Raw genomic sequence first — 21,246 nt, 5'->3', positions numbered from 1 at the left:
TAGGCTGTTTCGTCAACGAGGTGTGACAAGTTCGTCATCGCCGAGTTAGCCATAAGGGATACTCCAGGAATGTCCAACATTCGGGTGTTCACTGCCGCTCGTGCTACCGGCAACCTTGCCTGGTGGGTATTCGTGGTTGCCGCTCTGGTGAACCGGGGACTGTGTCCACGGGGCTGGGACTACGGGTGGACCGCATACACGCCGCTCACAGGCGGTGCGCCACGTCGGTATGCCGACTATGTGCCCACCCAGTCCGTGGTGGGGGTGGTGGTCTGGGTGGCCTTCGCCGCCGTGGTGGTCGCGGCCGTCGTCGAGTTGGCCATTGTCCGGCGATGGATTGCTGTGGGGACGGTGGTGATTCCGTTTGCCTCGTTGGGCTTGATCGCCTATGCGTTCGGTGAATTCGACCGTACGATCACCTGGTCGCCGACCGGGGTGCTGTTTTTCGCGCTTGTGGCCGTTGCGATACGCCAGGTGTGGATGCGCCGGTTCGCTCCGGCTGTGGGGGTTGATCAGTGATCGGTGTAGCGCCTGCGCCGCTGGCCGAATTTCATGTCAGCCGGTCGGCGCCCGTGCTGTGGGCCGTTCAATACGCGCTGGCATGGGTGCCCGTGCTTCTCGCCGTCGGCGCGGCATGGACCGTCACGTCTCTGCCCGCGCACGCGACTACTCCGCTGCACCATGCTGTGGCGATATCGGGGCTGGTGTGCATCGCATGTGCGGTGGCCTGGGTGGTGCTGCGGCCCTTACAGCGTTACCGCAGCTATCGGTGGGGCGTGCTCGATGACACCCTGGTGTATGTGACGTCGAAGACGTTGTGGCATAGGTCATTTTGGGTCATACCGCTGGCACTGGTACGCACGGTGGAACTGCGGCAAGACCCGCTGGCGCGTGTTTTGGGGCTGGCTGCGATACGAGTTCGGGCGGACCAAGGTGAGCTGCGGTTCGTAGGGCTTGAGGCCGGCGTCGCACGGCAGGCGGTCGAGTGGCTCTTCGTCAGAGTCGACGAGGTTTCGGTCTATCGATGAGCAGGGACAAGACCTTCCGTATGGGCCGGGTGGTGGGTAGCGGCGCCTGGTGGGTCTATGTAGTCGGCATGTTGACGGCGGGACGACCGTTCGGCAGCGGTTGGCGGTTCATGAGTGTCGAAGACCTCGAGCTCTTCGGGCAGGGGTTGGGATCGAGTAGGTCGCCGCGATACGCCGAGTATCTGCCTGCGGGGCTGGATGGGCCGATGATTCTTGCTCAGCTTGCGGGCATTGTCGTGATCGCCGCCGCTCTGGCCGAGTTGGCAGTGGTCCGGCGGTGGATTGGGCTTGCGACAGTGGTGGTTTCGTGTGCCTCATTGGCTCTGGTGGCGTTGGCAACGCGCCCACCGCTGACCATGCCGGCGCTCAGCCCGCTCGCGGTGGCAATCGGCGTACTGACCGTATCGGCTCTGCGAGAGATCTGGATGCGGCGATTCGCGTCCTCGCCGAAACCGCCGAAACGGTCAGCGGCCGACCGCCTAAACGGTTGATGAGATGTTCTCCGGCAACGCTTTTCTGTTGTATCTCGACAGCTTTGGATCACGGGAGTGGTCCGGCCCAGGCCGTCGGGTCAGCGGGCAGCTGAGCCGAGCTTGCGGACTTCTGCGCATGCCCGATCCAGCGCCGCTGGATCATCGGTCAGGCTGCTGAGAATCGTGTGCACGCCGGACAATCCGGCTCGGTCGAGCAGGCCCTTCTCGTTGGTCACCCATTCGCCGCGCGCGGCCAGTGCCGCGTGGGCGTACTCCATCGCCGCGACCGCCAGCAGTCCCGCGCACTGGGTTACCCGTCCATGCGGCGCGTGATTCTTCTCGGCGTAGAGCAGGCTCAGTGTGGCGCGCTTCTCCCACACATCGGGTGCCGACTCTCGAAGTGCGGCAGGGTAATCCGGGCAGGGCAGGATCCCGTGCAACACTCTGTTGATGGCAAGTTCGCCCACCACGAGATAGCTCGGGATGCCCGCAAGATGGAACATCAGCGGCTCGATATGGAACTCGCCGTGCTCGGCACGCGCCAGCTGTTCTTTGACATCCGCAAGATCGCGGTAGTGCACATCGACATCGCGGCCGTCTATGTGAAGCCATGCGCCACCATTGAAAACCCCGCCACCCCATGCGCCGATCTCGGAGACATCACCCTCCCAACCGATCTGGCGGAGATCCTCGGGATCGAAGTCACCACGGTAATAGATCGCCAGATCCCAATCACTATCCGGACGATGAGTTCCCTGGGCGCGGGAGCCGCCCAATGTCACCGCTTCGACGGCCGGTAGCGCGGCCAGGTTGTCGGCGACGGAACCCAGGAAAGCTGAGTCGGATGTGGTCATCGGGCTGCGGCGCTGACGAGGGCCTCGACCGCCGCGATGAGTGCGGTGCGGTGCGTTGCCAGGCGCTCAGGGGAGAAGGGCTCGGAAGCCGCGAGACCACGCAGGGCCGGCGACGCCCCGAGCCATGCTGTGGTCAGCCCGAGCGTGAGAGCCAAGATATCGGCCGGTTCCACATCCCCGGCAGATAATCCTGTTTGGGCGATTGCCGCGACTTTCGCCGCATACGCCGAGGTTTCCGCCGGGCCGGCGGCGGGTCGTTCCAGCTGGGCCCAGGTGGCCAGCCGCAGATGCTCGGGATGCTTGATCAGGTGGTCGAACAATGCGCCCGCATAGCCCGGCAGGTCTTCGGGGGTGAAGGGGACGGCCTCGGACATCTGCTGGATGGAGTGGGCGACGACGATGTCGAACAACGTCTCCTTGTTGGTGTAGTAGACGTACAGCAGCCGCTTGTTGGCCTCTGCTGCCGCGCCGATCCGATCGACGCGGGCACCGGCGAGCCCATGCTCCGCGAACTCCGCATACGCGGCGTCGAGCAGCCGCTTCTTGGTGGCAGAGGCGTCGGGCGGCACCCTATGAGCGTAGAGGTAGTCCGCCATTGATTTCGTCAGCACACCGGTTGGGCAGCGGTTTTGCCCGCTTGCCCAACCGGTGTGCCCCCGTTAGGCCAGGTGACTGTTGAACCACTCGGCGATATGTCCGACGGTGCGGTCGACGATGTCGGGCTGGTCGTAGTACTGGAAGTGATTGGTGCCGTTCTCCCAGATGAGCTTCTTGTCGGTGGTGGGGATCGACTCGAAATGGCGTCGGGCGGCCGCCGGGTTCATGCAGGTATCGGAGTGGATGACCAGTGCGGGCTTTTCCAGCGTGGCGACTCCGGGCGCAGTGCTGTAATCGAAGTGGTCGAGGTCGCTCATGATCGCGTAGCGGTTCTCCCAGCCCTTGAGCGTCCACGATCCGTACCAGCTCCACACCAGCGGACCGGGTAATCCCGCATCGGATCCGGCGACGGGGTCGCCGAGATCGGGTGAAACCAGGGGCGCGTAGATGACCTCGCCCGTCTGCTCGTATCGCGCCTTGGCATCGCGGGCACGTTCGAGGCGGGCGGCAAGCAGCGATTCGAGCTGTGCGGTGGTCGGCGCGGTGGCGGGGTCAAACGGGTTTTCGCTGACACCGGCGGCGATCATGAACAGGTCGGTTTCGTGGTCTCGGTAGTAACCTGTCACCGAGGCGACGGCCTTGATCCGGTTGTCGTATGAGGCGATATCCAGCATCTCGGGCCCGCCTTGGCAGACACCCGCCCCGAAGATGCGTGATGCGTCGACGTCCTCACGGGTGAGTAGGTAGTCGATGGCCGCCACCGCGTCTTCGTTTTTCATCTTCGGGTTCTCGAGGCGGCGCGGGGTGCCCCCGCTTTCGCCCACGGTGCGCGGATCGAACGCCAGAGCCAGGAATCCTTCGTCGGCCAGCCGGGTGGCGTAATGGATCGGTGCCTGCTCCTTCTCGAAGGAATAGGGGCCGAGCAGCACGACGGCGGGGAAGGGGCCGTCGCCGTGGGGGCGGTGGACAACACCGACGATGTCCACGCCATGCGAGGGGAAGGTGACCTTTTCGGGGGTGTAGTTACCGTGATGTGGCATTAGCTTCTCCGGGTTCTCGGTGAGGTGCTTTTGGTCTATTGGGAGTGTTCTGGCTCCATCAGCATACATTTTATGTATCTAGTTAGTTACCTTGCTGAGATCCGGGCTGGACAATAGTGAGAATCGAACAAATGTTCGATATTCTGTCGGAGTGGGCTGGTCACAAGGTCCGCCAACCTGGGCGGAGATGGAGCGCGTGCTCGACGGGCGCCTCAATCCGCACGCCCCACCGGGTGACGGTGGGGATGGGCCGGCATGGAGCCGAAAGCGACAGCCTTACGAACCGCCACCGCGGGAACGCGGGCGATCGGTCGTGCCGTACGCGGAGTTGCACGCGCATTCGGCATTCAGTTTTCTCGACGGTGCCAGCCTGCCGGAGGAGATGGTGCAGGAGGCCGCACGCCTGGATCTCAAGGCGCTGGCCATCACCGACCACGATGGTTTCTACGGGGTCGTGCGTTTCGCGGAAGCCGCCAAGGAATTGGGACTGCCCACCGTGTTTGGGGCGGAACTATCTCTTGGGGGGCAGGGCAATACCGAGGATTCGGTACATCTGCTGGTATTGGCTCGTGGCCAGGAGGGGTATCGGAGGTTGTCGCGGCAGATGGCCGGCGCGCATCTGTCGGGTGGAACGCCCAAAGACCGGAAGGGCAAGCCACGCTATGACCTTGATGCACTCACCGAGGCGGCCGGAGGGCACTGGCACATCCTGACCGGGTGCCGTAAGGGTCACGTGCGACGGGCACTCGCGGGCGGCGGTCCTGTTGCTGCGGAGAGGGCGCTGGCCAATCTGGTGGACCGATTCGGTGCCGATCGCGTCAGCATAGAGCTCAACAGACACGGTCACCCGGGCGAAGACGAACGCAACGCGGAGCTGGCCGCGTTGGCCCGGGGCTTCGGTGTCGGCGTTATCGCCACCACGGCAGCACATTTCGCGACGCCCGAGAGCGGGCGCCTGGCCATGGCGATGGCGGCGGTGCGGGCGCGTAAGAGCCTTGATGACGCCGCGGGCTGGTTGGATCCGGTGGGCGGGGCTCATCTGCGTTCCGGTGATGAGATGGCGCGATTGTTTTCTCACTATCCGGAGGTGGTGACGGCGGCCGCCGAGCTGGGGGAGGAGTGCGCCTTCGATCTGCGGCTCATTGCCCCACAGTTGCCGCCGTTCGACGTCCCGTCCGGCCACACCGAGGACAGTTGGTTGCGGCATCTGGCCCTTGAGGGTGCCGCGCGCCGATACGGTCCCCGGGCGGGTGCGCAGAAGGCCTATGCCCAAATCGAGCGTGAGCTGGAAATCATTGCGCAGCTGAATTTTCCGGGCTATTTCCTGGTGGTGCATGACATCACGCAGTTCTGTCGCCGCAGCGATATCCTGTGTCAGGGCCGTGGTTCTGCCGCCAACTCGGCGGTCTGCTATGCGCTCGGGGTCACCAATGTGGACCCGGTGGACAATGGTCTGCTGTTCGAACGGTTCCTGTCGCCGGCCCGTGACGGGCCGCCGGATATCGATATCGATATCGAATCGGACGAACGGGAACAGGCCATCCAGTACGTCTACAACAAGTATGGCCGTGAGTATGCGGCTCAGGTGGCCAACGTGATCACATACCGTGGTCGCATGGCCGTGCGGGACATGGCCAAGGCGCTGGGGTTCGCGCAAGGGCAGCAGGATGCCTGGAGTAAACAGATGGGCCACTGGGGTGGCCTGGCCGATGCCGCGGCGGTTGACGGTATCCCGCCGCAGGTGATTCAGCTGGCGAGGCAGATCAAGGATTTTCCGCGTCACATGGGCATCCACTCCGGTGGCATGGTCATCTGCGATCGGCCGCTGGCCGATGTGGTGCCCGTCGAATGGGCGCGCATGGAAAACCGCAGTGTGCTGCAGTGGGACAAAGACGATTGTGCGGCAGTGGGTTTGGTGAAGTTCGATCTTCTCGGGCTTGGCATGCTTTCGGCGCTGCACTATTGCATCGATCTGGTTCGCGAGCACAAGGGCATCGATGTCGACTTGGCTCATATCAATCTGAAGGAGCAGGCGGTTTACGAGATGCTGGCCCGCGCCGATTCGGTGGGAGTGTTTCAGGTGGAGTCGCGGGCTCAGATGGCCACGCTGCCCCGGCTGAAACCCAAGTGTTTCTATGACCTGGTGGTGGAGGTGGCACTGATCAGGCCCGGCCCCATTCAGGGGGGCTCGGTGCATCCATATATCCGGCGGTACAACAAAATCGACAAGGATTGGCAGCACGATCATCCCTCCATGGCGGCCGCGCTCGATAAGACCCTGGGGGTGCCGTTGTTTCAGGAGCAGCTGATGCAGCTCGCCGTCGATGTCGCCGGGTTCAGCCCCGCCGAATCCGACCAGTTGCGCCGGGCGATGGGCTCTAAACGATCGCCGGAACGAATGGAACGGCTACGTAACAGGTTCTACGAGGGTATGCGGAACCTACACGGCATAACCGGCGAGCTGGCCGATCGGATCTACGAAAAGCTTTATGCCTTTGCCAATTTCGGATTTCCAGAAAGTCATGCACAGAGTTTCGCCTCGTTGGTGTTCTATTCTTCCTGGTTCAAGCTGCATCATCCGGCCGCATTCTGCGCGGCCCTGCTGCGTGCGCAGCCCATGGGCTTCTATTCGCCGCAGTCCTTGGTGGCCGATGCGCGCAGGCACGGTGTCACCGTGCACGGGCCCGATGTGAATGCCAGCCTGTCCTATGCCACGTTGGAGAATGCGGGGCTGGAAGTGCGGATAGGTCTGGGCGCCGTCCGCCACATCGGAGATGACTTGGCGCAGGCCATCGTCGAGGAACGAAAAGTGCGCGGCCCGTTCGTCTCTCTGCTCGATCTGACCGGACGTATCCAGTTGACCACAGCGCAGGTCGAGGCCCTGGCCACCGGGGGTGCGTTGGGCTGCTTCGACATGTCCCGGCGAGAGGCGCTCTGGGTGGCGGGTGCTGCCGCCGCCCAGCGGCCCGACCGGCTGCCTGGTGTCGGGGTGTCTTCGCGCATCCCCGCGCTTCCGGAGATGGGTGAGGTGACGCGGGCGGCAGCCGACGTGTGGGCCACCGGTGTTTCACCGGACAGTTATCCCACGCAATTCCTGCGTGCGCGCCTCGATGCGATGGGGGTGGTCCCGGCTAAGGGGCTTTTCGGGGTGCCTGACGGGTCACGCGTGCTGGTGGCGGGTGCAGTCACCCATCGTCAGCGCCCGGCCACGGCGGCCGGGGTTACCTTTATCAATCTCGAGGACGAGACAGGCATGGTGAACGTGGTGTGTTCGGTGGGTCTGTGGGCAAGGTATCGCAAGCTGGCAGTCACGGCACGGGCATTGATCATCCGCGGTCAGGTGCAGAACGCCAGTGGCGCGGTTTCCGTGGTGGCCGATCAGCTGCGACCGCTGGACCTTCAGATCCGTTCCACCTCGAGAGACTTTCGTTAGACGCTGCCCGCAAAGTCGTGTTGTCGCCAGGCCTCGTACGCGGCGATGGCGGCGGCATTGGACAGATTGAGTGATCTGCGCCCGGGCAGTAGCGGGATGCGCACCTTCTCGGTGATGTGTGGATCGGCGAGCACCTCCGCATCCAGACCGGTGGGCTCCGGGCCGAACAGCAGCACATCGCCCGGCTGGTACGCGATATCGGTATACGTGACGCTGGCATGTGCGGTGAAGGCGTATACCCGTTGTGGTTTCAGTGTTTTCCACGCGGCGGAAAGGTTTTCGTGAACCGTCACCGACGCCATGTCGTGATAATCCAGACCGGCACGCCGCACCTTGGCCTCGGACAGGTCGAACAGTGGCTGCACCAGATGCAGCTCGCACCCGGTGCCCGCCACCATCCGGATCGCGTTCCCGGTATTGGGGGCGATGCGGGGTTCGTGGAAAAGGATGTGAAACACGGTGACAGTATCCCTGCTCGTAACGGCGTGACCCGAGGCACGATGGAACCATGCGCAGTCCGGCACGGTACGAGGGCCGAACCACGGCCGATGCCAGCTGGCGGGCGGTGTCCGCGGCTGCCGATGTCACGCTGTCCGGTATCGCTCACGGATATACCGAACTTCGGGAGCGCGCCCACCGGCCTGTCGAACGCAGCGAGGTTGCCGGTGTGGCGCCCGTGCTTGTCGTCGAGCTCGATGCCCCGCTGCTCGTTGCCGACGTGGCCGATCACGCGTCGCCACGAATATGGCAGGCATTCGTCGCGGGTGTCAGCCAGGGACCGTCCTCGACCGTGCATTCAGGTGCGCAACACTGCATTGAGGTGCGGTTGACGCCGCTCGGGTTACACCGGGTATCCGGGCTGGCGATGGACGCAGTGAGCAATCGTGTGGTGAGTCTTGAGGAATTGTTCGGGAAGAAAGCCCGGTACCTGCCCGAACGCCTTGCCGCTGAGCCCAACTGGGTGCGCCGTTTCGACTTGCTTGATTCGGTGTTCATGCGTGCTGCGGCCGAAGGTCCTGAAGCAGACGCCGAGGTCGAATTCGCCTGGCATCGACTGAATCGCACCGGTGGAACTGCGGGGATCGGCGAGATACTGAACGAGATTGGTTGGAGCCGTGCTCGATTGGCGCAGCGTTTCCGCAGCCAAGTCGGTCTGACGCCCAAAGCGGCCGCACGTGTACTTCGCTTCAATCGTGCGATGACGTTGCTCAACCAGCCGGGCCACCGCTCGCTCTCCTCGATTGCCTTGGCTTGCGGATACTTTGACCAGGCGCATTTCAATAGAGACTTCCGGGTGCTCGCCGGGTGTTCGCCGCGGCAATGGGCCGCACTGCGGCATGAAGACCTGATGGGATACCGGATACCGGCCGACGGCGAACATTTGTACAAGACGGGCGTGGACGGCGGGCCTAGCGTCGGCACTGTCCTGTGAATCCAATCGAGAAGGAAACCCCACGATGGCTGGTGAACCGACGTATTTCGAGATCGGCGTGCCTGATGCGCTACGCGCTCAGAAGTTCTATGTGCGGCTCTTCGGCTGGAAACCGCATGCGATGGGTGAATCCGGACAGGCCTGGCTTGAAACAGAAGGGGCGCGAGGCGGTCTGCACAACGATGACGAGGACCGCCGGATCGACGTGTTTTTCGGCGTTGCGGACATTGACGCCGCAGTCATGACCGTCCGCGAACTCGGCGGCGAAGCCGAGGACCCCGGGCCGGAGGAGCCTGGCTTTGGCAGGTTCACATTCTGCAGAGACGACCAGGGTGTGCGGTTCGGGCTGCATCAGCCCGCCCATGACACGGCCTGATCGAGCGGCACCTGCGGCGGCGTGGCCGCTCGTCGGACCCGACCGGCATGATGGCAGTCATGGCCGAGCACTGGACAGATCGTGAGATCACCGCAGAGACCTTCTACGACGAGGACTTTCGCGAACTGCACACCGAGCGTGTGGTTTTCACGGAATGCGATTTCAGCGGAGCCAATCTCACCGAGTCGCTGCACGTCGGCTCGGCCTTCCGGAACTGCACCTTCCGGCGCACCTCGCTATGGCATTCGGAGTTCCGGCAATGCAGCCTGCTGGGCTCCACGTTCACCGATTGTCGGGTGCGGCCGTCGAAGTTCACCGAAACCGACTTCACGCTGTCTTCGCTCGCTGGGCTCGATCTGCGCGAGATGGATCTGTCGGACTGCCGTTTCCGTGAGGCCAACCTGGTGGGCGCCGATATGCGCAAGGCAAACCTGCATGGCGCCGACTTCACCGGTGCCCGCACCCAGAACCTCAAACTCGACGGGGCCGATCTGCGTGGTGCGCGCATCGACCCGACGCTGTGGACCACCGCGGCCCTGATCACCGCCAAAGTCGATCTGCCCCAGGCCATCGCGTTCGCCGCCGCGCACGGATTGGACGTGCACGGGGGCTAGATGCCCCGGCGACGCTCAGCCCTTCAGGCGGATGCGCCAGCGTACGAACCCGGCCATCACCAGCGAGAGCAGCCCCAGGATGCCCATATCGAACAGCCAGGTTCCCGCGTCGTGGTTCCACAACTCGTCCTGCGGTCCCACCGGTACCAGCTTGCGCAAGTCGCAGGTGGCGGCCGTGGCCGCGAATCCCCAGCGCGACGGGAACAGGAACGAAAGCTGTTCCAGCCCGGCACGTCCGGTCACCGGGATCAGGCCACCGCTGAACACGATCTGCGTCATGGTGGCGATCACCAGCATGGGCATCACCTGCTCGGCCGAGGTCGCCAGCGAGGACAGCACCAGGCCCAGTACGGTGGCCGCACATGCGGTGGCCGCGACGGCAACCCACAGCTCGAAGTTCGCGCTTCCCAACAGCACCGCGCCCTGCGTGGGACCGCCACGGACAATCACGATGACGGCCGTCATGATCGCCGACTGCACGATGGCGGCGCCGCAGTAGGTGATGATCTTGGCGAGTAGGTAGGCCGTGGCGGACAGGCCTACCGCCTGTTCTCGCCGGAAGATCACCCGTTCACCGATGAGGTCGCGGATGGTCAGCGCGAGGCCCAGGAAGCTCGCACCGAGATTCGTCAGCGCCAGCAGCAGACCCGGTTCGTTCGGGTTGTCGGGCAGTGCCACGTTGAATCCCGCGCTGCCGGGTACCGACAACACCAAGCCCGCCAGGACGAATGGCAGCAGCGCCAGGAAGATGAAGTACCCACGATCGGCCAGGATCAGTCGCCCCTGCCGGCGTGCCACCGTGGAGACTTGCCGCAGCAGGCTGGTCTTGGGGGGCTTGCCCAGGTCGCCGGGCGGGCTTGCCGCCGTGGCGGGTTTGTTGGCGGCGGGATGCCGCGACAAATACGCCTGATGCACCCCGTCCGGATCGGCCGCGGCGTTGGCGAAGATATCGGCCCAGTCGGTGGTGCCCATCTCCTGACCGATGCTGCGGGGCGGCCCGCAGTAGGCGGTCTTGCCGCCGGGCGCCAGCAGCAGCACCTGGTCGCAGTAGCTCAGGTAGGTCAGCGAGTGCGTGACCACCACGACCACACGGCCCGCGTCGGCGAGCTGGCGCATCAGGCTCATCACCTGACGGTCCAGCGCCGGATCCAGCCCGGATGTGGGTTCGTCGAGGATCAGCAGCGACGGGCCGGTCAGCAGCTCCATGGCCACCGAGGCGCGCTTGCGCTGTCCACCCGACAGCTTGTCGACGCGTGTCTCGGCGTGCTTGGTCATCTCGAGTTCCTCGAGAACCCGGGACACGACCTGCTCGCGATCCTCCTTGGTGGTATCCGGCGGCAGCCGTAATTCGGCGGCGTAGTGCAACGCCTGACTGACGGTGAGCTGCGGGTGCACCACGTCGTCCTGCGGCACCATGCCGATGCGGTTTCGCATGACGGCGTATTCGGCGTGCACCCCGTGCCCTTCGAAGGACACCTTGCCCGCCGACGGTTGGGTGTTGCCGACGATCAGCCGGGCCAGGGTGGACTTGCCCGCCCCGGAAGGACCGATGACCGCGGTCAACGAGCCGGGACCAGCCGAGAAGCTGATGTCGTCAAGCAGCTTCTTGCCGCCCTCGACGACGAAGTCGATGCTCTGCACTTCGAGGCCGCCGACGCGGGTGGCAGTCGTCGGTTTGACCAGCGTGCCGTCCTGGACGACCAGGTCGACGTTACCGATGGTGACGGTGTCGCCTTCGCGCAGCGACGACTGCTCCACCTGGACACCATTGACGAAGGTGCCGTTGATGGTGTGCAGGTCCTGGATCTCCAGGCCGCCGGGAGTGGGTAGCAACAACGCGTGGTGACGCGAGGCCAGCACGTCATTGACGACGATGGTGTTGTCGGGGGCGCGGCCCACGGTGATCGCGCCGGGGGTGGGCTTGGGTGCGCCACCGATCCCGAGTGCGCGCATCGCCCGGGTGCCGAAGGGCTCGACGGGCTCATTGGAGTAAGACGCCGGTACCGGCGTGGGTTCCGACGGGTACTGCTGGCGTGGCCGGGTCGGTCCCGAGGTTCCGTACGTCTGTGGGCCCGAAGGCGCAGCCCCGTACGGATGCTGCTGGCTGGGCGGCTGGCCGTAGGTCTGCGGGCCGGACTGATAGCCGCCGGTGGGATAGTGCTGCTGCGTGCTGTGGTACGGCTGGCCGGTGGTGCCGTGCTGCTGCGCGCCCGTGTAGGGGGCCTGCTGCTGTGCGCCGGAGACATAACCACGCATGGTCGGGGGAGCGATGCCGAGCTGTGTCTCGCCCCCCAGGCCTCCAAGCGCGAACGTCAGCCGTGGGCCCCCGGGGTCGCCCAGGTTGATCACGGTGTCGTCGCGCACCTCGACCCAGCCGACCTGGCGGCCGTTGACAAAGATGCCGTTGAGGCTGCGTTGGTCCTCGGCGATCCATTTACCGTCAACGAACCTGATTATCAGGTGGATACGCGACACCAACGGGTGCGTGATGCGTACATCGGCGTGGATATCGCGGCCGATATGAATATCGTGCCCGGGCGCGAACTTTCGCTCGTCACCGTCGAATACCACCGTGAGAGTGGGTGCTTCCCGACCAGTCATCGCTATCGACTGTATCGGTTCACAGTCAGTGGTCAGTCTTCCCGCGCCGGGGCTCACCGGCTCTAGGACAGAGTTGTGCGCTCGTGCACAGCGTCAATTGGCGACCGTAAAACGCTCACGGCGGTGTGCCGGGTGCTCGAGTTCGTCAGCGACCGCGACCGCATAATCCTCGGCCGAGATGCTCTGCCCGGCCGGGGCGTCGCCTGCAACGCGGTATGAACCCGTGCGTTTTCCCGGCTCGATGAGCGGCGCCGGGGAAAGGTAGACCCAGTCCACGTCCTGCGCAGTCTGCTCAAGTGTGTCGAGCGCCGCGGCGTGAGCCAGCGCTTCGGCGCGGTATGGCTCGGGGAATTCGGGGGAGTCGACCAGGCGTACCCCGTTGACGCGGAGCGTTCCTGCCCCGCCCACGACGAACAGGCGGGTGCCGTGGAGGTTGGCGGCGGCCGCGGTGATTGCTTCGATGAATTCGCTGTGCGGTTCCCCGGAACGGCTCGGTCCAATCGCGGAAACTACGGCGTCGTGTCCGGCGGCGACCGTTGCCACCAGAGCGCCGTCGGTGAGTGTTCCTGCCCGCGTGGAGTCGCTACCGCGGCGGCTGTATCCGGTCACCTGGTGTCCGCGGCTGCGTAGCTCGGCGGCGATGCGCGAGCCGACCATTCCGGTTGCTCCGAATATTGCGATCTTCATGGGGCACGTCCCTTCGTCGATTTGTGTGGACGCCCCAAGGTATCCAATGGTAACTTGGTACCTCAAAGTAACTAATGGAGCTTTCAATGTATCCCTCGTCACAGCCCACGGATGACTGGTGGGGAAACCTGTTCGATACGCAGTGCCCTACCCGGATCGTGCTGGACAGGATCGGGGACAAGTGGACGGTCCTGGTGGTCGCGGCCCTTGCCGACGGACCCATGCGGTTCACTGCCCTACGAGATCGGATCGGCGGCGTCACCGGCAAGGTGCTTACCTCCACATTGCGTTCGATGCTCCGTGACGGGCTGGTGAAACGGACGGCCTATGCCACCGTCCCGCCGAAGGTGGAATACCAGCTGACCGAGTTGGGGCTGTCCCTGCGTGAGCCCATCGACCAACTACGGACGTGGGCGGAGCGCAATGTGGCCCACATCGTCCGCAATCGGGAAGCCCACGACGGGGACATGCCGTCGACAGACACAGCCATTGGGTGAATACGTCCTGGCGTGCGTGAAGTTCAGAGGTTGTGCAGCAAAAAGAGCGTCCTGACGAGGACCAACGCGCATAGCGTCGGCCAGTACCAAATGTGCCAATGACGCCAGTGGCCAACGCCCATCACTATCGGTGCGGCCACGCACGCACATACGGTGAACAACGCCCAGACGAACACCGCGGCGGCCGCGTCGGCCTGTTCGGGTGCCGCGCCGCTGAAGGCGAGCGGAAAGATCGAGGCGAACGCGACAACGCCCGCCGTCGCGCTCACCAGCACCCACAACAGCCAGCTGACAACGGTCTCCGCAGTCCCCGGTTTCCGGCCCGCGGCCGCTGTCATCATGACAGTGATGCTAGGTGAGCACGCAGTGCGTTTTGCTGAAAATCGTTGCCATGCATTGATTGCAGTGGGTACACCGCGAATGAGATGCCCGGTCGGCCGCCACCCGATTCACCAGGTCGGGATCGGCGAGTAGCGCGCGGCCCATGGCCACGAACTCGAAGCCCTCGGCCATGGCCAGGTCCATCGATTCACCACCGGTGATGCCGCCCAGCAGAATCAACGGTATGTCCAGTTCGGCGCGGAACCGACGGGCATCCTCGAGCAAGAACGCGTCGTGATAGGGGTACGACCGAAAGAACTTCTTTCCGGTCAGGCGTACGCCCCAACCCATGGGTTTGGGGAAGCCCTTGGCGAGTTCGCGGATCGGCACGTCGCCACGGAACAGGTACATGGGATTGACCAGGGAGCTGCCCGCGGTCAATTCCAGGGCATCGAGTCCACCGTCCTCCTGTAGCCAGGTGGCCGTTTGTAGAGACTCCTCGATGGGTATGCCGCCGCGGATGCCGTCGGTCATGGTTAGTTTGGCGGTGACGGCCAAGCGGCTGCCGGCAACCTTGCGTACTGCTTGAACCACCGCGCGGGCTACCTTGGCGCGGTTGGCCAGCGATCCGCCGTACTCATCTCCGCGCCGGTTGAACAGCGGGCTCAGGAACGAACTCACGAAATATCCGTGTCCCAAATGGATTTCGACGGCATCGAAGCCCGCTTCAATTGCCAGCCGGGCCGCGTTCGCGTGGGCGGCGATGACGCCGTCGATATCGGAGGCGCTGGCGCGGCGTGCGAATTTCATGCCCAGCGGATTGAAGAACCGGATCGGGGAGAGGGCCGGGGATCCGTTGGACCGTGCGTTGGCCACCGGTCCGGCATGACCGATCTGAGCCGAGACGGCGGCGCCGGTGTCGTGGATGGCATCGGTGAGGCGGCGCAGCCCGGGGATGGCCTCTTCGCGCATCCATACCTGCCCATACTCGGTACGTCCCTCGGGCGCGACCGCGCAATAGGCCACGGTCGTCATCCCGACTCCGCCGAGCGCGGGCCTGCGGTGATACTCGATGAGATCGTCGGTGACGAAGGCGTCCGGGGAGGCGGCCTCAAACGTCGCGGCCTTGATCGTCCGGTTGCGCAGCGTGATCGGACCGAGCCGCGCGGGCGCCAGCACGTCGGGAATTCCTGCGGCGTCACTGCCCATGGGCGGCAGATTACGCCGTGCCCATGGCCGGCGAATTCTGGATGTGGACTCCTAATTTTAGGCAAGTCCGGTGGATGTACGTTCGTCATATGACCTCCCTGAATCTGTCGGCCGACGAAGTTCTGACCACCACTCGTTCGGTGCGTAAGCGCCTGGATTTCGATAAGCCCGTCGAGCGCGCGGTTGTTGAGGAATGTCTGAACATCGCGATGCAGGCACCAACGGGCTCCAACCACCAGGGCTGGCATTGGGTGATCGTGGAGGACGCCGAGAAGAAGAAGGCGATCGCCGACATCTACCGCGAGGGCTGGAACAAGTACGCCAAGGGGGCGGGAGCCACCTACGCCGAGGGGGATACCCGGGCAGAGCGCAAGGCGAAGGTCGTGGACTCCGCCGGTTATCTCGCCGAGAACTTCGAGCGCTCGCCGCTGTTCCTCATTCCCTGCATCGAGGGCCGCCTGGACAATCTGCCGGTGGTAGGCGCCGCGTCCTCGTGGGGTTCGCTGCTGCCCGCGGTGTGGAGCTTCATGCTTGCGGCGCGTAACCGCGGTCTGGGATCGGCCTGGACCACGCTGCATCTGATGGACGACGGTGAGAAGCGCACCGCCGACATCGTGGGTATCCCGTTCGACAAGGTCACCCAGGGTGGTTTGTTCCCCATCGCATACACCGTGGGTACCGACTTCCGGCTTGCCAAGCGTCAGCCACTCGCCGACGTCCTGCACTGGGACACGTGGTGAGGGGCGATGAGCCGCTTGCGCGAAGAGCTGTAGGCCCAGGAATACTAGCCGTGTGACGGCGACTCGACTTGATGGCAAGGCCACCCGCGATGAGATCTTTGTGGAGCTGGCCACTCGTGCCGCGGCGCTGAAGGCGGCGGGCAAGACACCGGGGCTGGGCACCATCCTGGTGGGTGACGACCCGGGTTCGCACGCCTATGTGCGCGGCAAGCACGCAGACTGCGCCAAGGTGGGCCTCAACTCGATCCGTCGTGATCTGCCCGCCGATATCGATCAGGCCACACTGTGCGCCACCATCGACGAGCTGAACGCCAACCCGGATTGCACCGGCTACATCGTGCAGCTGCCGCTGCCCAAGCATCTTGACGAGAACGAGGCGCTGGAGCGCATCGACCCGGACAAGGACGCCGACGGCCTGCACCCGACGAACCTGGGCCGGCTGGTGCTCGGCAAGGAGGCCCCGCTTCCCTGCACGCCCCGCGGGATCGTGTATCTGCTGCGTCGCTATGACGTGAAGCTCGACGGGGCACACGTCGTGGTGATCGGTCGCGGTGTCACGGTGGGGCGTCCACTCGGGCTGCTGCTGACCCGGCGCTCGGAGAACGCGACAGTCACCCTGTGCCACACCGGAACCCGTGATCTGGCCGCGCTGACCCGGCAGGCCGACATCATCGTGGCGGCCGCCGGTGTGCCGCACATGGTGACGGCGGACATGGTCAAGCCGGGTGCCGCGGTGGTCGACGTCGGCGTGAGCCGGGTCGACGACAAGCTAACCGGCGACGTGGCCGAGGATGTCTGGGACGTGGCCGGGTACGTCTCGCCCAACCCCGGCGGAGTCGGGCCGCTGACCCGGGCCTTCTTGCTCACCAATGTGATCGAGCGGGCGGAACGTTCGTGACCGCCCTGCAACCCGGGCCGCGGCGTCTTCTCCCGACAGCGTTGGACGCGATCCAGCGGTTCGCCCGTGAGCAGTGGCCGATCCTGGTGGTCTCGGCGGTCTTTCTGGCGGCGCTGGGGCTGGTGATCGCCGATCGTTGGCGGCGCGGCGCGCTGGTCGTCGGCATCGCGGTCGGGATCGCGGCGGCACTGCGCTTGGTGCTGACCGACGACACTGCGGGTCTATTGGCGGTGCGCAGCAAGACCTTTGATGTCGGTGCGCTCGGTGCGGTGGCGGCGGCGATGGTCTACCTGGCGCTGACCATCGATCCGCTGGGTACCGGATAGGGCGTCATTTCAGCAGTTGCACCGAGCGGGCGATGGAGTCGGCCTGCTCGCCGAGGAACTGCTCGGACGGTTCGCCGTTGGCGCCGGTGACATTGGTGGTGGCGATCTGCCAACGCTGATCGCCCTGACCGACGAATGCCACGTAGATCTTCGGCGTCGCCGCGACCGGAGGTTTGCCCTCCGCGGCTGGCGGTTTCTCCAGTTCCAGGCTGGCCGAGGCTCCGGGCAGATTGGGGCCGTCCCATGAATCTCGTTTGTCTGCAGTGACTTTCGACTTGCGGGTCTTGACGAAGTCGCTTACCGCGTCGGCGTTGGACGAAGCCAGCCAGCGCTTCACCTCGGGAGCGGCCGTGTCGTCGTCGGGAGGCGTCAGCTTGCGGATGCGCACGTACTGAGCCAGCTCCGACGACTCCCACTTGGGCCGGACCTGGTAGGTCACCATTCCCTTGTTGTTGTGCACTCCGTCGGCGAAGGACACCCAGTCATGGGGGGTGTTGATGTAGATGCCCAGCTCGGGGATGAATTGCCGGGTATGCCGTTCGGCGGGCGCGCTGCTGGAAGTGGGCTCGGACTCGCTCTTGGCGTTCGAGGATGAGCCGTGTGATCCACAGCTGGCGAGCGGCGGGGTCAGCAGTGTGGTGGTGACAAAGAGGGCTGCCAACAGGCGGCGATCCGTACGCACGGGTACACCGTAGCGGCACCGGCCGCGTTCGTCGCGGCGAATCGGTGCACCCGGTGTTACCGATTCAGGGTCGCCCGAATACTCACCGTGACATAGGGCAGCGCCAGGCCTGCCGATTGCGCCAGGGCCGGATGGGTCGCCAGGAGCTCCCGAACCTGTTGCAGAGTCTTCTTCCGGGCTGCCTCGGGGGCGGTGATGCAGTAGCTGCGGGAGGCGACCATGTCCAGAAGTGCTTGCGGGGTAAGGTAATTCGTCCACTCGACCTGATGACGTTCCTGCCCGGTGAATGGAGCGGGCAGGGCGCCCACGTCTGCCGAGTCCGCCGCGTTCTCGTGACCGATGATGTGTCCCAAATCGGACACCCATCCCAGGCGTTCGTCGCGTACATTCCACACCAGGCCCAGCCGTCCGCCTGGACGTAGTACCCGCGCCACCTCCGGGATGGCGCGTTCGGGGTCCACCCAATGCCAGGCCTGCGCGACGAGCACGGCATCCACGCTGTTGTCGGGCAGCGGAATCTCCTCAGCGGTGCCCAGCAGCGCGGGCGTGTCGGGGAGTGAGTTGCTCAGCACCTCAAGCATTTCCGCGAGGGGGTCCACCGCTACGACATTGAGTCCGCGTTCCACCAGGCGGGTGGTGAGCTTGCCGGTGCCTGCGCCCAGGTCCAGGACGTCGTGTGCTCCGGGAGGCAGCAGCCAGTCGATAGCCTCGGGCGGGTAGGAGGGCCGGCCTCGTTCGTAGGCGGCTGCCTGCGAACCGAACGAAAGCGATGGTTCTGCCTGTGCGTCCGGCATTCGCGCTCCCTCTGGGTTCGGTGTTTACGAAGCCTGTGTTGCCTTGGCCAGTGCGAGCGTTTCCCGCACCAACTCGCTCACCGCGTCGAACTCGATGAGGAATGCGTCATGGCCGTGCACCGACTCGACCACCCGCAAGCCGGTACAACCAGGCAGCAGGTCCGCTAATTCCTCCTGCAGTCGCAGCGGGTAGAGCCGGTCGGAGGTGATACCGCCGACCACGACAGGGACCGGGCAGCCGCGTAGCGCCTTCTCCACACCGCCGCGGCCCCGACCGACGTCGTGGCGGTTGAGCGACTCGGTCAGGATGACGTAGCTGCCCGCGTCGAAGCGCCGAACGAACTTGTTGCCCTGATGTTCCAGGTAGCTCTGCACCGCGTATCGGCCATCCGCCCAGGGGTCTTCGGGGCCGTCCGGGCCGACCTGCGGGTCGTTGCCGAACCGGGTGTCCAATTCGACCTCGCCGCGGTAGGTCAGATGCGCGATCCGCCGGGCCAGATTCAGTCCCTTCCCGGGGCTGCGTCCGCTGCCGTGGTAGTCGCCACCCTGCCAGTCCGGATCAGTCTGGATGGCGGCGATCTGCGTACTCTGCGTGCCGATCTGGTCGCCGGTGGCCCGCGCGCCCACTGCCAGTACCAGGGCCGCACGAACCGCATCCGGATGCATCACAGCCCATTCCAGCGCACGGGCGCCGCCCATCGAACCGCCGACGACGGCCGCGACCTCGGTGATGCCCAGCTGGGCGAGGGCGGCGACGTCGGCGTTCACCTGGTCGCGCACCGAGACTTCGGGGAATCGTGAACCCCAGGGCTTGCCGTCGCGGGCGAGGGAAGTGGGGCCGGTGGTGCCTCGGCAGCCTCCCAGGACATTGGTGGCCACGGCGCACCAGTGATCGGTGTCGATCGCCGCGCCCGGGCCGATGATCCCCTCCCACCAGCCGCCGGTGATGTGGTCGGGCCCGGCGGGTCCGACCACATGAGAATCGGCGGTGAGCGCGTGGCACACGAACACCACGTTGTCGCGCCGGGGTGAGAGCTCGCCCCAGCTCTGTACCGCGATGGTCACGTCGTCGATCACAGCACCGCTTTCCAGAGTGATCGAACCTATTGGTACATAGGCGATCTCATCGCCCTGGGGTAGGGCGATGTGGGGGACCGGAAGCTGCTGTTCGATGGTCACGATGATGCCACCGCCGCGGGTTGTTTGAGCCTGCGTACGGCCGTGAATCCGGACTCCAGGTCGGCCAGGATGTCGTCGATGCCCTCGATGCCGACGGCCAACCGGACCAGTCCCGGCGTGACCCCGGAGGCCACCTGTTCGGCAGGGGAGAGCTGTCCGTGCGTTGTGGTGGCCGGGTGGATGACAAGCGAACGCACATCACCGATGTTGGCGACCTGGCTGTGCAGGGTCAGGGAATCGATGAAGGTGGTCGCAGCCTCGACACCACCGTCCAGTTCGAATGCGAGCACGGCACCGGCTCCCTTGGGGGCCAAGGCCTTCGCGCGCTCGTACCATGGAGATGTGGGTAGCCCGGCGTAGTTGACGCGAGTGACTTCCGGCTGTGCGACAAGGAATTCGGCCACCCGCTGTGCGTTCGCCACGTGCCGCTCCACGCGCAGGCTCAATGTTTCCAAACCCTGAGCGATGAGGAATGCGTTGAATGGCGAGATGGCGGGACCGAGGTCGCGCAGCAGCTGCACACGCGCCTTAAGTGCGTAGGCCGGCGCGCCCAGATCGGCGAACACCACGCCGTGGTAACTCGGGTCGGGGGTGGTGAATCCGGGATGGCGACCCTGGGTCCAGTCGAAGGTACCTCCGTCGATGATCACGCCGCCGATTGCATTGCCGTGTCCACCAAGGTATTTGGTGGCCGAATGCACCACGACGTCGGCCCCGTGTGCCAGCGGCTGGATCAGATAGGGGGTGGCGACGGTGTTGTCGACGATCAGCGGGATGCCTGCCGCGTGCGCGATCTCCGACAGGCCGGCGATGTCGAGAATGTCGTTCTGCGGGTTGGAGATCGACTCGGCGAACAGCGCCTTGGTATCCGGGGTGATGGCGTTGCGCCACGACTCCAGATCGTCGGGGTCTTCGACGAAGGTAGTCGAGATGCCCAGTCGTGGCAGCGTGTAGTGCAGCAGATTGTAGGTGCCTCCGTACAGGCGCGGGCTGGAGACGATGTTGTCGCCGGCCTGTGCGATGTTCACGATCGCCAGGGTCGCCGCCGCCTGTCCGGAGGCAAGTAGCAGCGCGGCCACGCCACCTTCCAGGGCTGCGATGCGCTGCTCGACGACATCCTGGGTGGGGTTGCCGATGCGGGTGTAGATGTTGCCCTCTTCGGACAGCCCGAAGAGCGCCGCGGCGTGCGCGGTGTCGTTGAAGACGTAGGAGGTGGTCTGGTAGATCGGCAGGGCCCGCGCGTTGGTTGCCGCGTCGGCGGACTGGCCCGCGTGGATCTGCTTGGTCTCGAACGCCCACTGGGCGGAGCGAGGCTTGTCCGAGCGACTGTCTGCTGTGGTGGGATCGATATCGGTCATGGCGCTCTCCTGGGGTAGTCGGGTAGGGCAGTCAGGGCTGGGGGCAACAGCGACAGTGCTGATGAGCCGCTGGCGCGAAGAACAACCGGAACCGACAACAGGAACGC

General features: G+C 65.0%; 23 protein-coding genes. 11 read left to right on the top strand and 12 right to left on the bottom strand.

All coding sequences use genetic code 11. From position 1 onward, the window contains the following. The first annotated feature begins 69 nt into the window (after positions 1 to 69). Genes MAB_RS18800 through MAB_RS18790 form a run of 3 tightly spaced genes read left to right on the top strand, consistent with a single transcriptional unit; the run spans position 70 to position 1,519 of the window. A complete protein-coding gene (locus tag MAB_RS18800) occupies positions 70 to 519 on the top strand; it encodes a hypothetical protein (RefSeq protein WP_005094420.1) in 450 nt (149 codons plus the stop codon). Then, complete coding sequence (locus MAB_RS18795; protein WP_005080674.1) at positions 516 to 1,028, top strand: PH domain-containing protein; 513 nt, start codon at positions 516 to 518, stop codon at positions 1,026 to 1,028. Before MAB_RS18800 ends, MAB_RS18795 begins: the two co-directional genes overlap by 4 nt. Beyond that, positions 1,025 to 1,519: a hypothetical protein gene (locus tag MAB_RS18790; RefSeq protein ID WP_005094418.1), complete on the top strand. Its 495-nt coding sequence runs from the start codon at positions 1,025 to 1,027 to the stop codon at positions 1,517 to 1,519. Before MAB_RS18795 ends, MAB_RS18790 begins: the two co-directional genes overlap by 4 nt. Before the next feature lie 80 nt (positions 1,520 to 1,599). Here the strand turns inward: MAB_RS18790 and MAB_RS18785 are convergent, their stop codons facing one another. The 3 genes from MAB_RS18785 to MAB_RS18775 form a co-directional block, all read right to left on the bottom strand. Continuing rightward, a complete protein-coding gene (locus MAB_RS18785; protein ID WP_005094416.1) occupies positions 1,600 to 2,355 on the bottom strand; it encodes a nucleotidyltransferase domain-containing protein in 756 nt (251 codons plus the stop codon). Further along, on the bottom strand, positions 2,352 to 2,951 hold the full coding sequence (locus tag MAB_RS18780; RefSeq protein WP_005080680.1) for a TetR/AcrR family transcriptional regulator: 600 nt from the start codon (positions 2,949 to 2,951) through the stop codon (positions 2,352 to 2,354). Before MAB_RS18780 ends, MAB_RS18785 begins: the two co-directional genes overlap by 4 nt. A 63-nt stretch (positions 2,952 to 3,014) precedes the next feature. After that, complete coding sequence (locus MAB_RS18775) at positions 3,015 to 3,992, bottom strand: alpha/beta hydrolase (protein WP_005091697.1); 978 nt, start codon at positions 3,990 to 3,992, stop codon at positions 3,015 to 3,017. 151 nt (positions 3,993 to 4,143) lie between these two features. Between MAB_RS18775 and MAB_RS18770 the strand changes: the two genes are divergently transcribed. Continuing rightward, positions 4,144 to 7,425, top strand: coding sequence for an error-prone DNA polymerase (locus MAB_RS18770; protein ID WP_021268755.1), 3,282 nt, complete (start codon positions 4,144 to 4,146; stop codon positions 7,423 to 7,425). Here MAB_RS18770 and MAB_RS18765 read toward each other — a convergent pair. Next, entirely contained in the window at positions 7,422 to 7,883 is a 462-nt protein-coding gene (locus MAB_RS18765; RefSeq protein ID WP_005080688.1) for a tRNA (cytidine(34)-2'-O)-methyltransferase, read from the bottom strand. The genes MAB_RS18770 and MAB_RS18765 overlap by 4 nt on opposite strands. A gap of 50 nt (positions 7,884 to 7,933) precedes the next feature. Here MAB_RS18765 and MAB_RS18760 point away from each other — a divergent pair, with 50 nt between their 5' ends. The 3 genes from MAB_RS18760 to MAB_RS18750 are packed head-to-tail and all read left to right on the top strand — an operon-like array spanning position 7,934 to position 9,847. Further along, positions 7,934 to 8,857, top strand: coding sequence for a helix-turn-helix domain-containing protein (locus MAB_RS18760; protein WP_005080689.1), 924 nt, complete (start codon positions 7,934 to 7,936; stop codon positions 8,855 to 8,857). 25 nt (positions 8,858 to 8,882) lie between these two features. Next, positions 8,883 to 9,233, top strand: a complete 351-nt coding sequence (locus MAB_RS18755) for a VOC family protein (RefSeq protein ID WP_005080692.1) — start codon at positions 8,883 to 8,885, stop codon at positions 9,231 to 9,233. 59 nt (positions 9,234 to 9,292) lie between these two features. Next, positions 9,293 to 9,847, top strand: a complete 555-nt coding sequence (locus tag MAB_RS18750; protein WP_005080696.1) for a pentapeptide repeat-containing protein — start codon at positions 9,293 to 9,295, stop codon at positions 9,845 to 9,847. 15 nt (positions 9,848 to 9,862) lie between these two features. Here the strand turns inward: MAB_RS18750 and MAB_RS18745 are convergent, their stop codons facing one another. Both MAB_RS18745 and MAB_RS18740 read right to left on the bottom strand, forming a co-directional pair. Next, positions 9,863 to 12,448: an ATP-binding cassette domain-containing protein gene (locus MAB_RS18745; protein WP_005091701.1), complete on the bottom strand. Its 2,586-nt coding sequence runs from the start codon at positions 12,446 to 12,448 to the stop codon at positions 9,863 to 9,865. Positions 12,449 to 12,541: 93 nt separating this feature from the next. Further along, positions 12,542 to 13,135 carry an NAD(P)-dependent oxidoreductase gene (locus MAB_RS18740; protein ID WP_005080700.1) on the bottom strand — a complete coding sequence of 198 codons (594 nt, stop codon included), beginning with the start codon at positions 13,133 to 13,135 and terminating at the stop codon, positions 12,542 to 12,544. 86 nt (positions 13,136 to 13,221) lie between these two features. Between MAB_RS18740 and MAB_RS18735 the strand changes: the two genes are divergently transcribed. Next, positions 13,222 to 13,632 carry a winged helix-turn-helix transcriptional regulator gene (locus MAB_RS18735; RefSeq protein ID WP_005080703.1) on the top strand — a complete coding sequence of 137 codons (411 nt, stop codon included), beginning with the start codon at positions 13,222 to 13,224 and terminating at the stop codon, positions 13,630 to 13,632. A gap of 23 nt (positions 13,633 to 13,655) precedes the next feature. Here the strand turns inward: MAB_RS18735 and MAB_RS18730 are convergent, their stop codons facing one another. Next, a complete protein-coding gene (locus tag MAB_RS18730; RefSeq protein WP_005070367.1) occupies positions 13,656 to 13,973 on the bottom strand; it encodes a hypothetical protein in 318 nt (105 codons plus the stop codon). Positions 13,974 to 13,983: 10 nt separating this feature from the next. Next, a complete protein-coding gene (locus MAB_RS18725) occupies positions 13,984 to 15,162 on the bottom strand; it encodes an NADH:flavin oxidoreductase (RefSeq protein ID WP_005080704.1) in 1,179 nt (392 codons plus the stop codon). An 89-nt stretch (positions 15,163 to 15,251) separates the two neighbouring features. On the opposite strand from MAB_RS18725, the gene MAB_RS18720 reads away from it, so the two are divergent. The 3 genes from MAB_RS18720 to MAB_RS18710 are packed head-to-tail and all read left to right on the top strand — an operon-like array spanning position 15,252 to position 17,126. Beyond that, positions 15,252 to 15,902: a nitroreductase family protein gene (locus MAB_RS18720; RefSeq protein WP_005080706.1), complete on the top strand. Its 651-nt coding sequence runs from the start codon at positions 15,252 to 15,254 to the stop codon at positions 15,900 to 15,902. A gap of 52 nt (positions 15,903 to 15,954) precedes the next feature. Further along, positions 15,955 to 16,800, top strand: a complete 846-nt coding sequence (locus tag MAB_RS18715; protein WP_005056107.1) for a bifunctional methylenetetrahydrofolate dehydrogenase/methenyltetrahydrofolate cyclohydrolase — start codon at positions 15,955 to 15,957, stop codon at positions 16,798 to 16,800. Next, positions 16,797 to 17,126: a DUF3017 domain-containing protein gene (locus MAB_RS18710; protein ID WP_005080708.1), complete on the top strand. Its 330-nt coding sequence runs from the start codon at positions 16,797 to 16,799 to the stop codon at positions 17,124 to 17,126. Before MAB_RS18715 ends, MAB_RS18710 begins: the two co-directional genes overlap by 4 nt. 4 nt (positions 17,127 to 17,130) lie before the next feature. Here the strand turns inward: MAB_RS18710 and MAB_RS18705 are convergent, their stop codons facing one another. From MAB_RS18705 to MAB_RS18690, 4 genes are read right to left on the bottom strand one after another with little or no spacing between them, the layout of a single operon-like run. Continuing rightward, entirely contained in the window at positions 17,131 to 17,808 is a 678-nt protein-coding gene (locus MAB_RS18705) for a hypothetical protein (protein WP_005080710.1), read from the bottom strand. A 56-nt stretch (positions 17,809 to 17,864) separates the two neighbouring features. Next, entirely contained in the window at positions 17,865 to 18,602 is a 738-nt protein-coding gene (locus tag MAB_RS18700) for a class I SAM-dependent methyltransferase (protein ID WP_005056110.1), read from the bottom strand. A gap of 24 nt (positions 18,603 to 18,626) precedes the next feature. Continuing rightward, positions 18,627 to 19,781 carry a homoserine O-acetyltransferase MetX gene (gene metX, locus MAB_RS18695; protein ID WP_005080712.1) on the bottom strand — a complete coding sequence of 385 codons (1,155 nt, stop codon included), beginning with the start codon at positions 19,779 to 19,781 and terminating at the stop codon, positions 18,627 to 18,629. After that, positions 19,778 to 21,139, bottom strand: a complete 1,362-nt coding sequence (locus MAB_RS18690; protein WP_005080715.1) for a bifunctional o-acetylhomoserine/o-acetylserine sulfhydrylase — start codon at positions 21,137 to 21,139, stop codon at positions 19,778 to 19,780. The genes metX and MAB_RS18690 overlap by 4 nt, the downstream gene beginning before the upstream one ends. Positions 21,140 to 21,246: the final 107 nt, after the last annotated feature.

This window comes from Mycobacteroides abscessus ATCC 19977 (assembly GCF_000069185.1).
In the GTDB taxonomy this organism is placed as follows: domain Bacteria; phylum Actinomycetota; class Actinomycetes; order Mycobacteriales; family Mycobacteriaceae; genus Mycobacterium; species Mycobacterium abscessus.
Note: the sequence above shows the minus strand (reverse complement) of the source record. Positions and strands in the feature narration are given on the sequence as shown.